This is a genomic window from Kribbella sp. CA-247076, from assembly GCF_050942445.1.
GTDB lineage: Bacteria > Actinomycetota > Actinomycetes > Propionibacteriales > Kribbellaceae > Kribbella.
In genome coordinates, this window is sequence record NZ_CP192051.1 from 1928591 (window position 1) to 1942146 (window position 13556).

The following is a 13556-nucleotide window of genomic DNA, read 5'->3' on the forward strand; positions in this document are numbered from 1 at the left end:
CTCCTTCTGGGGATGCCGGACTCGCTCAAGCGTGGCCGATCGCCCGACGCCATATCGCCGAGTGTTGGCAACTTTGGCAGCAAATTGCGCGGAGTGGTGGCTGGGGATTGTGGTAGCTGGCGGCTTGGCGCAATATTCTGCCGGTATGGATGACGTGGACCGGGCGATTCTGGGCGTGCTCGAGCGGGAGGGGCGGATCAATAACAACGAGCTCGCGGCTCGGGTCGGGTTGTCGCCGTCGCCGTGTTTGCGGCGGGTGCGGCAGTTGGAGGACGCGGGGGTCATTCGCGGGTACCGGGCGTTGATCGATCCCGCCGCGGTCGGCCGGAGCCTGCGGGTGTTCGCAGGGGTTCGGCTGGTACGGCACACCCGGCCGGACGTGGTTGCGTTCGAGCGTGGGGTCGTGCGGTTGCCCGAGGTGGTCGCGTGTCACCACGTCACCGGCAACTTCGACTACCTGCTGCAGGTCGAGGTCGCCGACCTGCCGGCGTACGAAGAGTTCCACGCCAACCAGTTGGCGACGCTGCCCGGCGTGGCGACAGTCAACAGCTACGTCACCATGAAGACGCTGTCGGCTGAGACGGCCGGGACGGTCAGAGAGTGATGGTGCCGCGGATGCAGGTGGTGGTTGCGCCGCTGACCCATACGGTGCCGTCCGGGTCGGCGGTGACCTCGATGCTTGCGGCCCGTCCGACTCTCGCGCCCTGGGAGACGCGGTACGACGAAGGCGCCGCACCGGTGGAGATCAGCCACTGACCGACGGAGGCGTTCATGCTGCCGCAGGCGGGGTCTTCGGGGACGCCGACCCCGGGGGCGAAGGTCCGCAGCTCGAAGTCGTACTCGTGCCCGTCGGGATACGGCCCGATCGCGCCGACCATGGCGGTCGGGATGAGGGCGAGATCGGGTTCGAGCTTGAGAACCTCCTCGGCCGTGGGCAGGTGGATCACGGCCCAGCCGGGTCCGTTGTCGACCCACTGGTGAGCCACGACGCGGTCAGGCGTGATGCCGAACGCGGTGACGATCCGGTCGAGGTAGTCGTCCTCGAGCGAGCCCTCCCGCACCCGGGGCGGGGCCGCGAACGACAGCCTGTCCTCGTCACGCCGTACGGCGACCAAGCCGGCAGCGCACTCCTGGACGATGCGGTCGGCGTGCTGCGGTACGCCGCCGCCGTCCAGCCAGGCCCACGCCGAGCCGAGGGTGGGATGCCCGGCGAACGGCAACTCGCCTCCGGGCGTGAAGATCCGCAGCCGGTAGTCCGCCTCCGGGACCGTCGGCGGCAGCACGAACGTGGTCTCGGACAGGTTCGTCCACACCGCGAGCCGCTGCATCTCCTGGTCGCTCAGCTCCGTCCCGTCCAGCACCACCGCCACCGGATTCCCGGTATAGGGGCCTGAAGCAAACACATCCACCTGGACGAACTCCCGCACCCGCACCCTGACCACCAGCCCCTCTCCGAACCCGCCTCGCCAGCATAGGCGACCGACCCGGTGTGCGGCTCAGTCCGGAGGCTCGACCGGACGACCTTCGGTGCCCGGCGTCACGTCCTGCTCGCGGGGCGGGCGCCGGTCGGGGTTGGGTTCGGGGCCGGCGGAGGGCTCGCCCGCGTCGTGGTCGACCTGTTCGATGTCCAGGCGGCCTTTGTCGAGTTCGTCGTTCTCCAACGCCTCGTTCAGTTCGGTGTCGCTGACGGTCTGGCGCGTGTCGTCCGGACCGGGCCGGTCAAAGCTCATCATCGCCTCCATTCGCTGACCACCCCGGTAACCGTCCACCCGCCCCACCAATCAGGCTCGGGAGGACGACATAGAGCGTCGGGACGAGCAGGACGTCGAACTGATCACACCCGGCGGGCGCCGGGCTTGCCGTTGTCGGTCACGAAGGTGGCGAGGGTGTAGAGCGGCGCGTCCGGCTGGAGGACGGTGTCGGACACGCGGAAGTCGGCCCGCCACTGGTCGCGAGTGACCTCCACCCGCATGTAGCCGCGCTGGTTGTTCTGGAACTTGAGGTGCGGATTGTCGGCAGTCGGTCCGTACACCGTGGTGGGAACAGTGTCGCCGCCACTGCTGATGGACGTACCTAGATACTCGGTCGCCAACGTCTCCGAGCCGGGGTCGCCGAAGTCGGCCTTGAGGTCGAACACCCAGTTGCGATGGGCGTCGCCGGTGATGACGACCGGGTTGGCCGGCCGGTGCTCGGCGATGAAACCGAGCAACTGGTTGCGATCGGCAACATAGCCTTCACCCCAGCCGTCCTGCGAGGAGTACTCGACCCCCGCGCCGGCCTTCTTGTCGAACGGCGCGAACTTCGTCTGGTTCGCGATCACGTTCCAGCGCGCCCTCGACGTCGCCAGCCCGTGCAGCAGCCACTGCTCCTGCGTGTCCCCGAGGATGGTCCGCTCGGGGTCGAGCGAGCCGGGGGAGTAGCCGCCGATCGCGTCGGCCGCGGTCCACTTGGCCTGGTTCGAGCGGTACTGCCGGGTGTCGAGTAGGTGGAACTGCGCGAGATCGCCGTACCGGACGCGCCGGAAGAGCTGGATGTCCGGACCGGCCGGCAGCGACGACCGCCGCAGCGGCATGTTCTCGTAGTAGGCCTGGTAGGCCGCCGTACGCCGGGCCAGGAACACCTCGCCCGAGTCGCCGCCGCCGATGTCGTCGGCGTAGTTGTTGGTCACCTCGTGGTCGTCGGGGATGACCAGGAACGGCAGGTTCGCGTGCGCGGCCTGCAGCGCGGGATCGGTCTTGTACTGCGCATGCCGGATCCGGTACTGCGTGAGGTTCGTGATCTCCACCGGGGGAACGTGGGCGCGGTCGAGCGCCGGGTTGCCGGCCGACGGGCCTTCGTAGATGTAGTCGCCGAGGTGGACGACCAGGTCGAGGTCCTGGGCGACGATGTCGCGGTAACCGACGAAGTACCCGGCCGGGTAGTTCTGGCAGCTCGTGATCGCGAGGCGCAACCGGGACGGACAAGCATCGAACGCCGGCGCCGTCTTGGTCCGGCCGACCGGGCTGATCGCGTTGCCGGTGCGGAAGCGGTAGAAGTACTCGCGTCCCGGCCGGAGTCCGGAGACCTCGGCGTGCACGGAGTGACCGAGCTCCGGGGTGGTTTCGACGGCGCGCCGGCGGACGATCCGGCGGAAGCGTTCGTCCTCGGCGATCTCGTACCGTACGCCGAACGACTGCGGCGGCATGCCGCCCGTCCCGTCCTCCGCGAGCGGGTCCGGAGCCAGGCGGGTCCACAGCACGAATCCGTCCGGCAGCGGATCGCCGGACGCCACACCGAGACGGAAGGGGTCGCCGAGCTGCGGCGGCAGGGCGGCGGCCGTCGGTGGCGCGGCGAGCTGACCGCCGACGACGGCGGCCGCGGCGCCGAGGCCGCCGATCGCCAGCAGGTTGCGGCGGCTCAGCTCGGTGGACGGGTTCTGCTCAGCGTCGGGACGGCTCATGCTCGCTCGAGGTCCTTCCAGGCGTTCGTGAGTGGTTGACAACGCGAGACAGAACGGTGTCAAGCACTGCCGTTCGACCGGCCAACAGCACACAACACCGGAGCGAACGCTGCCTGTCCGACTGGCGGGTTCGCCTCAGCGGGGGCGGCTGGACTCGCGGATGACGAGTTCGTGGGGGACGGTGTAGACCCGGGCCGGGTCGCGGTTGCCCTGGATCCTGCTGATGAGGGCCTCGAAGGTGCGGTCGGCCAGCAGGTCCATGTCCGTGGCGACACTGCTGAGGCTCGGGGTCAGGTAGCGGCCGTCGACGATGTTGTCCCAGCCGATGACCGCGACGTCGTCGGGGACCCGGACCTGGTGCTCGGTGAAGGTCCGGATCGCGCCGATCGCGAGCAGGTCGCTCGCGCAGACGACGGCGTCGATCTGCCCGATCCGGGGCAGCAGTTGCTCGGCCATCGCCGCGCCCGTCTCCCGGCTGTACCGGTCGCAGCGCAGCAGCCACTCGGGCCGGCTCTCCAGGCCGAGCTCGCGCACAGCGGCCCCGAAGCCGAGCTGCCGCAACTGCCCGACGCTCGACGGCCGGGCCGGGTTGCCGCCGAGGTAGGCGATCCGCCGCCGACCTCCCTCGGCCAGATGCCGTACGACGTCCCGCGCGGACTGCTCGTTGTCGATCGCGACGTAGTCGGCCGCGCCCTCGCTCAGGTGTTCGCCGAGCATCACCATCGGCGTGAACCGGCTCATCTCCGTCACCCGCCCCGGATCCACCGCGAGCGGGCTGTAGATGACCCCGTCGATGCTGTGACCGGGGTAGCCGCCGGCGGCCCGGAGTTCGTGCTCGTCACTGCGACCGGTCTCGTCGGTGAAGACGGCGTACCCGTGCCGTTCGCCGGCCATGATCAGCGCGTGCGCGAGGGCGCCCAGGTACGGCTCGTCGATCCGCGGTACGGCGAGCGCGACGATGTTGCTGCGGCCGCTCTGCAGTTGCCGCCCGACCAGCGACGGGGTGTAGCCGAGCTCGGCGATGGCCGCCTTCACCCGCGCCCGGGTCTCGGCCTTCACGTGCCGCCGCTCGTGCACCACGTTGGTCACGGTCTTCAACGACACCCCGGCCAGCTCCGCGACGTCCTTCAACCGGGCCGGACGCGGCGGCCCACCGTTCGCGGACGACGTCATGGCTTCCTCTCGACTGGCTCGAAACACCGTAGGACGACATCTTGACAGAGCCCACGAGCCCGGTCAGCATCACTTCTAACGTTAGAACTTCCAACGTTAGAAGTATCCGACGCCTCGCCGCCGACAAGGAAGTCGCCTCGTGAACAAGATCGCGTACGTCGCCTCGATCGCGCTGACCACCGGAGCACTGTTCGCCACTGCGGCCTGCACCGGCGGCGCGCCCGGCACCGGGTCCGGGGACGTCCAGCAGGACACCAGCGAACAGCAGGAGATCCGCTACATGATCGGCCAGCCGGAGGATCCGGCGGACCTGGAGCTGATCAAGTCCGACCTGAAGACGTTCGAGTCGAAGAATCCCGGCATCACCGTGAAGCTCGACGTCATCCCGTCCGAGAACGTCCGGACCGTCCTGCAGACCCAGCTGCGCTCCGGTGAGGGGCCCGACGTCTTCGGCTACGACACCGGCCCGGGCTTCGCCGGCGCGCTGGCCAAGGCCGGCCTGGTCTACGACCTGACCGGTGCGTACGACGAGCACGACTGGCCGATCTACGACTTCGCGAAGAAGCGGGTCACGTTCGACGGCAAGATCGTCGGCGTGCCGAGCCAGATCGAGGAGGTCGGCGTCTTCTACAACAAGACCCTGTTCGCGAAGTACGGGATCGCCCAGCCGAAGACGCTGCCCGAGCTGACCGCCGCGGCCGAGAAGCTCAAGCAGAACAATGTCGTCCCGCTCGCCGTCAGCGACAAGGAAGGCTGGCAGGGCGGCCACCTGCTCAGCATGGCGCTGTCCAGCGCGGTCGGCTCCAAGGGCATGGACGACCTGCTCAACGGCCGTACGTCGTGGAACAGCCAGCCGGTCGTGGACTCGCTGGCGGTCTGGAAGGACTGGAACGACAAGGGGCTGCTCACGCCGTCGCCGACCGCGGTCACCTACGACAACGCGAACGCGCTGTTCTACTCCGGCAAGGCCGCGATGAACCCGACCGGCAGCTGGCTGGCCCTGGACATCGAGCGGAACGCCAAGTTCGAGGTCGGGTTCGTCCCGTTCCCGGCCAAGGACGGCCCGGGCATCTTCAGCGGCGGTCTCGGCTCCGGCACGTTCGTGTCCGCCTCGACCACCAAGGCGGAGGCGTCGATCAAGTTCCTCGACTACCTGCTGACCCCGGAGCATGGTCGCTGGGCGGCGGAGAAGTTGCAGGACATCCCGGCGTACCCGATCGACACGAACGGGATGACGGCGTCGCCGCTGTTCAAGCAGGTGCTGGACGACTCGGCCAAGATCGCCGACGGCACCGGTGACTTCGGGTACAACATCGACGTCCTCACCACCGACGTCTTCAACAACGCCATGTGGAAGGGCATCCAGGGCGTCCTGAGCGACCAGGCCGAGCCGGCCCAGGTGGCCGCCCAGCTGCAGGCGGCGTACGAGAAGTCGGCCAAGTAGGATGCGGGCCGCCAGCAACGTTCCCGCGGTCACCCGCAGAGCCCAGGCGCGGCTCGGCATCCTGCTCGCGCTGCCGGTCGCGGTCGTCACGGCGGTGTTCTTCGTGTTCCCGATGGCCAACGCGCTGTACTACGCGGTGGTCGACTTCGACGGCCTCGACCCGACCCCGCCGTTCGTCGGACTGAGCAACTTCACCGAGATGTTCACCGACTCCGCGACCTGGCACGCGCTCGGCAACAACGCGATCTGGATCGCGATCGGCACCGCCGCGCCGATGGTCATCGGGCTGCTGACCGCGGTGCTGATCTGGTCCGGCCGCGGCGGCTCGGTCTACCGGCTGCTGTTCTTCCTGCCGTTCCTGCTGCCCGGGGTCGCGATCGGCATCGTCTGGGGCTGGATGTACGACCCGGTCAACGGCTGGATCAACCGCCTCCTCGGCGCGGTCGGGCTCGACGGCCTGAGCCGCGGCTGGCTCGGAGACCCGGACACCGCGATCTTCGCGGTGCTGGCGACCGCGATCTGGGCGACCTGCGGGTTCGTCACCATGATCATCCTGTCGGCCCTGCGGAACGTCGATGTCGAGCTCGTCGACGCCGCCCGGATCGACGGCGCGAACGCGGCCCAGCGGCTGTGGCACATCCTGCTGCCGCAGATCATGCCGGTGTTCCTGATGGTCCTGACGCTCACCCTGGTCGGCGGGTTCAGCGTCTTCGACATCATCTTCATCATGACCGGCGGTGGACCGGCCGACGCGACCGAGGTGCTCGGGACCTACGCGTACTCGAGCGCGTTCGAGCTCAACCGGATCAGCTACGGCACGGTGCTGGCCCTGCTGATCACGGTCCTGGCGGTTCCGTTCGCCATCATGCTGAACCGTCTCCAGCGACGGCTCTCGCTGCAAGGGCTGGGGGCCTGATGGTCGACGTACCTGTGGCTGTCTCCCGCGGCAGCGAGTCCGAGAACCGCCCCGCAGTCCGGCGATTGTCCGCCCACCGGTCCAGCGGGCTGGTGGTCCGCCACCTGGTCCTGGTCGCGATGGCGGCGCTCACGTTGTTCCCGGTGCTGCTGGTCATCTCGACGGCGCTCAAGACCCCGCAGGACGTCCGGAGCAATCCGTTCGGGCTGTTCTCGTCGTTCTCCCTGGAGAACCTGCGGTCGGCCTGGACGGTGGGGCAGTTCAGCAGCTACCTGCTGGACAGCGTCCTGCTCAGCGTTCCGAGTACGGCGGTGGTGATCGTGATCTCCACGATGGCCGGCTACGCGTTCGCCCGGTTGCCCTTCCCGGGACGGTCGGTCGTCTTCTACCTCGTCGTACTCGGCCTGCTGGTGCCGTTCTTCACGTACATGATCCCGTTGTACTTCCAGCTGCGGTCGATGGGGCTGCTGGACAGCCTCGTGGGGGCCAACCTGGTACTGATCTCCACCAACTTGTCGTTCGGGACGTTCTTCATGCGGGCGTTCTTCTCCGACCTGCCGGAGGAGCTCGAGCAGGCGGCCCGGATCGACGGCGCGTCCGAGGGGCGCATCTTCGCGCAGGTGATGATGCCGCTGGTGAGCTCGGGCGCGGCCGCGCTGACGGTGTTCACGTTCCTGAGCAACTGGAACAACTTCCTGGTGCCGCTGCTCTACCTGCCCAGCGGGAAGTACCGGCCGCTCACGGCCGGGCTGTACAACTTCACCGGCGGCCGCTCGATGGACATCGGGCCGCTCGCGGCCGGCACGTTGATCACGATCGTCCCGGTCATCGTCATCTTCGTGATCCTGCAACGGCAGGTCACGCAGGGCTTCATCTCCGGCGCCGTCAAGGGCTGACCCCGTTCTGCTCGAACCCGAAGGAGACCTATGCCATCCCTGGTCAGATTCAGCTCACCACGCGTCGCGGAGGTGGTGCCCGACCTCGAGCGCACGCCCGAGCCTGACGAGGTCCTCATCCGCACCTTGTACTCCGGCATCTCGGCAGGCACCGAACTCACGGCGTACCGCGGCAGCAACCCCTACCTGAACAAGCGATGGGATGACGCGTCCCGTCTCTTCGTCGACGGCGGCACCTCGTTCAGCTACCCAGTCGACGGCTGGGGATACGAGGAGGTCGGCGAGGTCGTCTCGCTCGGTACGGCCGCCGAAGGAGTGAAGGTCGGGGACGTCGTCTGGGGCACCTGGGGACATCGCAGCCACACGGTCAAGAAGGCGGAGTGGGCCGCGCGGCGGATCCTCGACCCGGCGGTCGATCCGCGGGTCGGCATCTTCAGCCAGATCGGTGCGATCGCGCTGAACCTCGTGCTGGACGCGGACATCCATATCGGCGAGACGGTGGCCGTTTTCGGTCTCGGCGTACCCGGTCAGCTGGCCGCGCAGCTCTCCCGGCTGAACGGCGGCCGGGTGATCGCCGTCGATGGCCTGCCAGCTCGACGTCAACTGGCGCTGGAGCTCGGGGCCGACCTCGCGCTCGACCCGGCCGAGGGAGGGGTGGCGGAGCGGATCCGCGAGCTCACCGACGGGCGTGGGGCCGACGTCTGCCTGGAGGTGTCGGGCAGCTACCACGCATTGCACGAGGCGGTCCGGTCGGTCGCCTACAGTTCGCGGGTCTGCGTGGCCGGCTTCATGCAAGGCGAGGGAGCCGGCCTGCGGCTGGGGGAGGAGTTCCACCACAACCGGGTGGCGTTGGTCTGCTCGCAGATCTCGGGTGTCGCGCCGGGACTGCAGCACCGCTGGGACTACGACCGGCTGGCGACGACGGCCATCCAGCTCGCGTCGGCGAAGCGGCTGAACGTGACCGACCTGATCACTCACACCGTGCCGATGGCCGACGCCGCCGAAGCCTTCCGGATGCTCGACGAGCGTCCGCAGGAGGCGCTGCAGGTCGTACTCAGCTTCGACGAAGGGATGACCGCATGAGCTTCCGGCTCGCAGCCGCCGAGATGACCCTGCCCGGCGAGACGTTGGAGGACAAGTTCAAGTTTGTGCGGACGGTGGGGTTCGACGGCATCGAACTGTCCGCGCGGGGTGACGGCATCTTCGGCGCGCGGCTCGACGAACTGCGCCGGGCCCGCGACGCCGGCGTACTCATGCCGACCGCCGTCGTCCACATGGACCACTTCATCGGCGACTTCGACCCGGACCGCCGCCGGGACGCGATCGAGCAGCTCAAGGTCCACCTCAGCACGATCGCGGCGGCAGGCGGTACCGGCATCGTGTCGCCGCACGCGTTCGGCCTGTTCTCCCGGCGGCTGCCGCCGTTCGAACCGCCGCGGTCGGTCGAGGACTCGCGCGCCGCGTTGGTCGAGGCGCTGCGCGAGGTCGGCGAGCACGCCGAGTCCGTCGGCGCGAAGGTCTACCTGGAGCCGTTGAACCGGTTCGAGGACTTCGTGATCAACCGGTTGGCGGACGCGGTCTCGGTCGTCGAGGAGGTCGCATCGCCCGGCGTGATGATCACCGCGGACACCTTCCACATGTCGATCGAGGAGGCTCGGATCGGCGAGTCGATCAAGGACGCCGGCGCGCTGATCGGCCACGTCCAGCTGGGCGACAGCAACCGCCTCGAACCCGGCGCCGGCCACTACGACTGGCCGGAGACCCTGGACGCCCTGGAAGCGATCGGTTACCAGGGTTGGCTGGCGATGGAATGCGGCCTGAGCACCACCGTCGACCAGGTCCTCCCCAAGGTAGCCAAGCTCCTGACCCGCTGAGAGAAGCCCTCTCGACAGCAGGACAATACTGGGTATTATACCGAGTATCATCCTGGCTGGACGGAGGAACGATGAGCATCCGCCATGCGCTGCTCGCCCTGCTCGCGGAGGGACCGAAGTACGGTCTGCAGTTGCGGCAGGAGTTCGAGTCGCGGACCGGGGAGGTTTGGCCGCTGAACGTCGGCCAGGTCTACCTCACCCTGCAGCGGCTCGAGCGTGACGAGCTGGTCGAGTCCGAGGACGCGGCGGGTGTGGAGCGCGAAGGTCCACAGAAGACCTTCCGGATCACGCCCGCCGGCCAGGACGAGTTGACGACGTGGCTACGGACGACGCCGGACGTCGCCGGCCCGCCGCGTGACGAGCTCGTGATCAAGGTTCTGGTGGCGTTGCGGCTGCCGGGCGCCGATGTTCCCGCGCTGCTGCAGGCCCATCGCCGGCACCTGGTCGAGCTGATGCAGCGATACACCCACCTCAAGGCCGAGGCGCCGGACAGTGAGCTGAGTCTGGCCTTGATCGCCGACGCGGAGCTGTTCCGCCTCGAGGCGGTAGTGCGGTGGCTCGACGCCACGGAGGCGCGGCTGGCGCACCAGTCCCACGAGCAGCCCACCGCACGCACCGAGCGCGCGGTCACGAGGCGGGCGGCCCGGGTATGAGTGCCGCGGTCGAGCTTCGGCAGGTGTCGAAGACGTACGGCGCCGCCGCCGGCGAGGTCCACGCCCTGCGTGATCTGGACCTGACGGTCCAGGCGGGTGAACTGGTCGCGGTGATGGGTCCCAGCGGCTCGGGAAAGAGCACGCTGCTGACGATCGCGGGCAGTCTGGAGGAGCCGTCCGGCGGGGAGGTGCTGGTGACCGGCCTGCCGTTGGCCACGATGTCGCGGGACGACCGGGCGCGGTTGCGCCGGCGGACGATCGGCTTCGTCTTCCAGGACTTCAATCTGCTCCCCGGCCTGACCGCGGTCGAGAACGTGACGCTACCGCTCGAGCTCGACGGCGTCGGCGTACGCGCCGCGCGGACGATCGGCCTCGCGGTCCTCGAGGAGCTCGGTCTGGCCAGGCAGGCGCAGCAGTACGCCGACGAATTGTCCGGCGGTGAGCGCCAGCGGATCGCGATCGCACGTGCCGTCGTCGGTGACCGCCGGGTGCTGCTCGCGGACGAACCGACCGGTGCCCTGGACTCGGTCAACGGCGAAGCGGTCATGCGGATGCTGCGCACGGCCTGCCGGCGCGGTGTCGCGGGTGTGGTCGTCACCCACGACGCGCAGCTCGCGTCGTGGGCGGATCGGATCGTCTTCCTGCGGGACGGCCGCATCGTCGACCAGACCACGCGTCCGGCGGGCCCGGAGACCTTGCTCGGGCAGGGTGCGGCTCGATGACGAGCCGACGTGGACCCGATGCCTCGCGCCGGGCGGTGGTGCGCTGGGCCTGGCGGATGTTCCGCCGGGAGTGGCGGCAGCAGGTCCTGGTCATCGCGGTCCTGTCGGCCGCGGTCGCCGCTTCGATCGGTTTGACCTCGGCCGCGTACACGACGACGCCGGTGCCGGACAACGCGGTCTTCGGTGCCGCCACTCACGTCGTGAGGTTCAGCGGCGATCCGCAGTCGTTGGCTCGCGACATTCCCGCTGCCCGGGAGGCGTTCCGACGCCACGAGGTGATCGTCGATCGCCACGTGCCGCGGCCGGGGGTCTTCGAGCCCGTCGACTACCGCACCCAGGATCCCGCCGGCCGACTAGGCGGCCCGCGGCTGGCGCTGCTCGAGGGAAGGTATCCGGCAGCCGGCCAGGTCGCGATCACCGACGGCCTGGCCGCCGCCCTCCGGGTCGACGTCGGTCGGCCGGTCGCGCTCGACGGAGTACCGCGAACGGTCGTCGGTGTCGTCGAGAATCCCGGGGATCTCGGTGACGAGTTCGTGCTGCTGCCACCGTCCACCGTCGATGGTGCCGTCGACGGTGCCGGCGAGGTGACGGTGCTGGTCGATGGGTCCGACGACGAGGTACGCGCGTTCCGGCCACCCAGCGGAGCGGCTCTCGACATCGGATCGCGACCAGCGGGTCAGGGCCTGGTCGCAGCCGTGACCACGCTCGTGCTCTCGACTGTCGCCTTGCTGTTGATCGCGCTGATCGCGGCGGCCGGCTTCGTCGTCGTCGCCCATCGGCGCATGCGCCAACTCGGCCTGCTGGCGGCGATCGGTGCCACCGAGCGCCGGCTCCGCCTGGTGACGCTGGCCAACGGAACCGCAGTAGGAGCTGTCGCCGCCGTGGTCGGTGCGGTCGTCGGTCTGGCCGGCTGGTTCGGCGTCGCCCCGCTGGTCGAGCGTGCCGTCGGCTACCGGATCGACCAGTTCGCGGTGCCGGTCTGGGTGATCGCCGCCGGGATGCTACTCGCTGTGGTCGCCGGAACGGCGGCTGCCTGGTGGCCGGCTCGCACAGTCGCGCGGGTACCAACGGTCCGCGCGCTGTCCGGCCGCCCGCCCGAACCGCAGCCGGTACGTCGCTCGGCCGCTCTCGCAGTGGTGTTCGCCGTGACGGGGCTCGGGTGTCTGGTGCTGGGCGGCGACCTGGCCGACGAGACGAGGGTGCACTGGACGAACGCCGCTCTGCTGGTCGCCGGAGTGGTCGCGTTGACGCTCGCGGTGCTGTTCGTCTGTCCGCTGGCGCTGCGCGTGCTCGGAGCGTCCGTCGGACGGTTCCCGGTCGGCGTCCGCCTGGCGATCGGCGACCTGGCCCGCTACCGGGCCCGCTCGGGTGCCGCACTGGCGGCGATCACGCTGACGCTGGGAATCGCCGTCGCGCTGGTGGTTTCGACGACAGCTGCCCAGGCGACCGACGACGAGGGGAATCTGCCGGCCGGCCAGTTGCTGATCCGGTCCAGCCAGGTGGACGGGCCGTTCGTGCCCGAGGCGGACGACCTCGACGGTCTCCGCGCCGGCGTCGATCGCCTGGTCGCGTCGCTGGACGACCCCACGGTGACGCCGCTCGACGCGGCCCTCGATCCCGCTACCCCGCGCGACCCGAACTTCGACGGACGGATGGCGATCAGCCTGGCCCGGCACACGGAGGACGGCTGGATGGACGTCAGCCTGCTGTACGTCGCGACCCCGGACAGTCTCGCTCGCAGCGGCCGTCGACTCGCCGACGCTCCCGGTGACGCCGTACATTCCCGTGAGATCGGTGAGCTCGCCCTGCTCGGGGTGCGGACGAAGATCGAGCGGCTCGAGAGCGTTCAGCGGCTCGAGCCAGGCTACGACTCGCTGCCGGGCACCTTCGTCACCGATCAGGCGCTGACCGAGCGCGGTTGGGTCGCCGTTCCGTCCGGCCGCTGGCTGGTCAGCACCCCCTCGCCGCTGACAACCGACCAACTCGTCGCTGTCCAGGAGACGGCGGCCGGTGCAGGCCTGACGGTCGAGGTGCGGAACCGCCAGGGCGGTCTGGGCGCCCTGAGGTCAGGCGCGACCGCGGCCGGGATGCTGGCCGCGCTCGGCATCATGGCCATGACGGTCGGTCTGGTCCGCGCGGAGGGTGCTCGCGACCTCCGGGTGCTCAGCGCGGCCGGCGCCACCACACGAACCCGCCGCACGCTGACGGCCGCCACCGCTGGCGGCCTGGCGATCCTGGGCGTCGTCCTCGGCACCGCCGCCGCGTACGCCGGCCTGATCGCCGGATTCGCGTCCGACCTGGGCGACCTCGTCCCGGTCCCGATCCTCCACCTCGCCGTCATCGTCCTCGGCCTGCCGCTGGCCGCGACCATCGGAGCCTGGCTCCTGTCCACCCGCGAGCCCGCCCAGACAGCCCGCAACCCCGTCGAGTGACCTGCGC

At 69.5% G+C, this 13556-nt stretch carries 13 protein-coding genes; 9 read left to right on the top strand and 4 right to left on the bottom strand.

Annotated elements, in window-relative coordinates:
- The first annotated feature begins 145 nt into the window (after positions 1–145).
- On the top strand, positions 146–604 hold the full coding sequence (locus ACQPYZ_RS09335) for an Lrp/AsnC family transcriptional regulator (RefSeq protein ID WP_433167040.1): 459 nt from the start codon (positions 146–148) through the stop codon (positions 602–604).
- On the opposite strand, the gene ACQPYZ_RS09340 is transcribed toward ACQPYZ_RS09335, so the two are convergent.
- From ACQPYZ_RS09340 to ACQPYZ_RS09355, 4 genes are all read right to left on the bottom strand, one after another.
- Entirely contained in the window at positions 594–1442 is an 849-nt protein-coding gene (locus ACQPYZ_RS09340) for a PhzF family phenazine biosynthesis protein (protein WP_433167041.1), read from the bottom strand. The genes ACQPYZ_RS09335 and ACQPYZ_RS09340 overlap by 11 nt on opposite strands.
- A 54-nt stretch (positions 1443–1496) precedes the next feature.
- Positions 1497–1742 carry a hypothetical protein gene (locus ACQPYZ_RS09345; protein ID WP_433167042.1) on the bottom strand — a complete coding sequence of 82 codons (246 nt, stop codon included), beginning with the start codon at positions 1740–1742 and terminating at the stop codon, positions 1497–1499.
- Positions 1743–1834: 92 nt separating this feature from the next.
- Entirely contained in the window at positions 1835–3439 is a 1605-nt protein-coding gene (locus ACQPYZ_RS09350; RefSeq protein ID WP_433167043.1) for an alkaline phosphatase D family protein, read from the bottom strand.
- A 135-nt stretch (positions 3440–3574) separates the two neighbouring features.
- Positions 3575–4612: a LacI family DNA-binding transcriptional regulator gene (locus ACQPYZ_RS09355; RefSeq protein WP_433167044.1), complete on the bottom strand. Its 1038-nt coding sequence runs from the start codon at positions 4610–4612 to the stop codon at positions 3575–3577.
- Between the two features lie 139 nt (positions 4613–4751).
- On the opposite strand from ACQPYZ_RS09355, the gene ACQPYZ_RS09360 reads away from it, so the two are divergent.
- The 8 genes from ACQPYZ_RS09360 (at position 4752) to ACQPYZ_RS09395 (ending at position 13549) form a co-directional block, all read left to right on the top strand.
- Entirely contained in the window at positions 4752–6056 is a 1305-nt protein-coding gene (locus tag ACQPYZ_RS09360) for an ABC transporter substrate-binding protein (RefSeq protein ID WP_433167045.1), read from the top strand.
- A 1-nt stretch (position 6057) separates the two neighbouring features.
- Complete coding sequence (locus ACQPYZ_RS09365; RefSeq protein ID WP_433167046.1) at positions 6058–6972, top strand: carbohydrate ABC transporter permease; 915 nt, start codon at positions 6058–6060, stop codon at positions 6970–6972.
- Positions 6972–7868 (top strand): carbohydrate ABC transporter permease, encoded by an 897-nt coding sequence (locus tag ACQPYZ_RS09370; RefSeq protein WP_433167047.1) that lies wholly within the window; start codon positions 6972–6974, stop codon positions 7866–7868. Before ACQPYZ_RS09365 ends, ACQPYZ_RS09370 begins: the two co-directional genes overlap by 1 nt.
- 30 nt (positions 7869–7898) lie before the next feature.
- Positions 7899–8951 carry a zinc-binding dehydrogenase gene (locus tag ACQPYZ_RS09375; protein ID WP_433167048.1) on the top strand — a complete coding sequence of 351 codons (1053 nt, stop codon included), beginning with the start codon at positions 7899–7901 and terminating at the stop codon, positions 8949–8951.
- A complete protein-coding gene (locus ACQPYZ_RS09380) occupies positions 8948–9742 on the top strand; it encodes a sugar phosphate isomerase/epimerase family protein (RefSeq protein WP_433167049.1) in 795 nt (264 codons plus the stop codon). Before ACQPYZ_RS09375 ends, ACQPYZ_RS09380 begins: the two co-directional genes overlap by 4 nt.
- Positions 9743–9813: 71 nt before the next feature.
- Positions 9814–10395, top strand: coding sequence for a PadR family transcriptional regulator (locus tag ACQPYZ_RS09385; RefSeq protein WP_433167050.1), 582 nt, complete (start codon positions 9814–9816; stop codon positions 10393–10395).
- The gene (locus ACQPYZ_RS09390) at positions 10392–11117 is read left to right on the top strand and encodes an ABC transporter ATP-binding protein (RefSeq protein WP_433167051.1); all 726 of its coding nucleotides are present in this window, start codon (positions 10392–10394) and stop codon (positions 11115–11117) included. The genes ACQPYZ_RS09385 and ACQPYZ_RS09390 overlap by 4 nt, the downstream gene beginning before the upstream one ends.
- Positions 11114–13549, top strand: a complete 2436-nt coding sequence (locus ACQPYZ_RS09395) for an FtsX-like permease family protein (RefSeq protein WP_433167052.1) — start codon at positions 11114–11116, stop codon at positions 13547–13549. Before ACQPYZ_RS09390 ends, ACQPYZ_RS09395 begins: the two co-directional genes overlap by 4 nt.
- The last annotated feature ends 7 nt before the right edge of the window (positions 13550–13556 follow it).

Excerpts from the sequence above, each read along its gene's own strand:
- ACQPYZ_RS09365 (WP_433167046.1), top strand. The coding sequence starts at position 6,058 with ATGCGGGCCGCCAGCAACGTTCCCGCGGTCACCCGCAGAGCCCAGGCG.
- ACQPYZ_RS09335 (WP_433167040.1), top strand. The coding sequence starts at position 146 with ATGGATGACGTGGACCGGGCGATTCTGGGCGTGCTCGAGCGGGAGGGG.
- ACQPYZ_RS09355 (WP_433167044.1), bottom strand. The coding sequence starts at position 4,612 with ATGACGTCGTCCGCGAACGGTGGGCCGCCGCGTCCGGCCCGGTTGAAG.
- ACQPYZ_RS09350 (WP_433167043.1), bottom strand. The coding sequence starts at position 3,439 with ATGAGCCGTCCCGACGCTGAGCAGAACCCGTCCACCGAGCTGAGCCGC.
- ACQPYZ_RS09385 (WP_433167050.1), top strand. The coding sequence starts at position 9,814 with ATGAGCATCCGCCATGCGCTGCTCGCCCTGCTCGCGGAGGGACCGAAG.
- ACQPYZ_RS09390 (WP_433167051.1), top strand. The coding sequence starts at position 10,392 with ATGAGTGCCGCGGTCGAGCTTCGGCAGGTGTCGAAGACGTACGGCGCC.
- ACQPYZ_RS09395 (WP_433167052.1), top strand. The coding sequence starts at position 11,114 with ATGACGAGCCGACGTGGACCCGATGCCTCGCGCCGGGCGGTGGTGCGC.
- ACQPYZ_RS09375 (WP_433167048.1), top strand. The coding sequence starts at position 7,899 with ATGCCATCCCTGGTCAGATTCAGCTCACCACGCGTCGCGGAGGTGGTG.
- ACQPYZ_RS09345 (WP_433167042.1), bottom strand. The coding sequence starts at position 1,742 with ATGGAGGCGATGATGAGCTTTGACCGGCCCGGTCCGGACGACACGCGC.
- ACQPYZ_RS09370 (WP_433167047.1), top strand. The coding sequence starts at position 6,972 with ATGGTCGACGTACCTGTGGCTGTCTCCCGCGGCAGCGAGTCCGAGAAC.
- ACQPYZ_RS09380 (WP_433167049.1), top strand. The coding sequence starts at position 8,948 with ATGAGCTTCCGGCTCGCAGCCGCCGAGATGACCCTGCCCGGCGAGACG.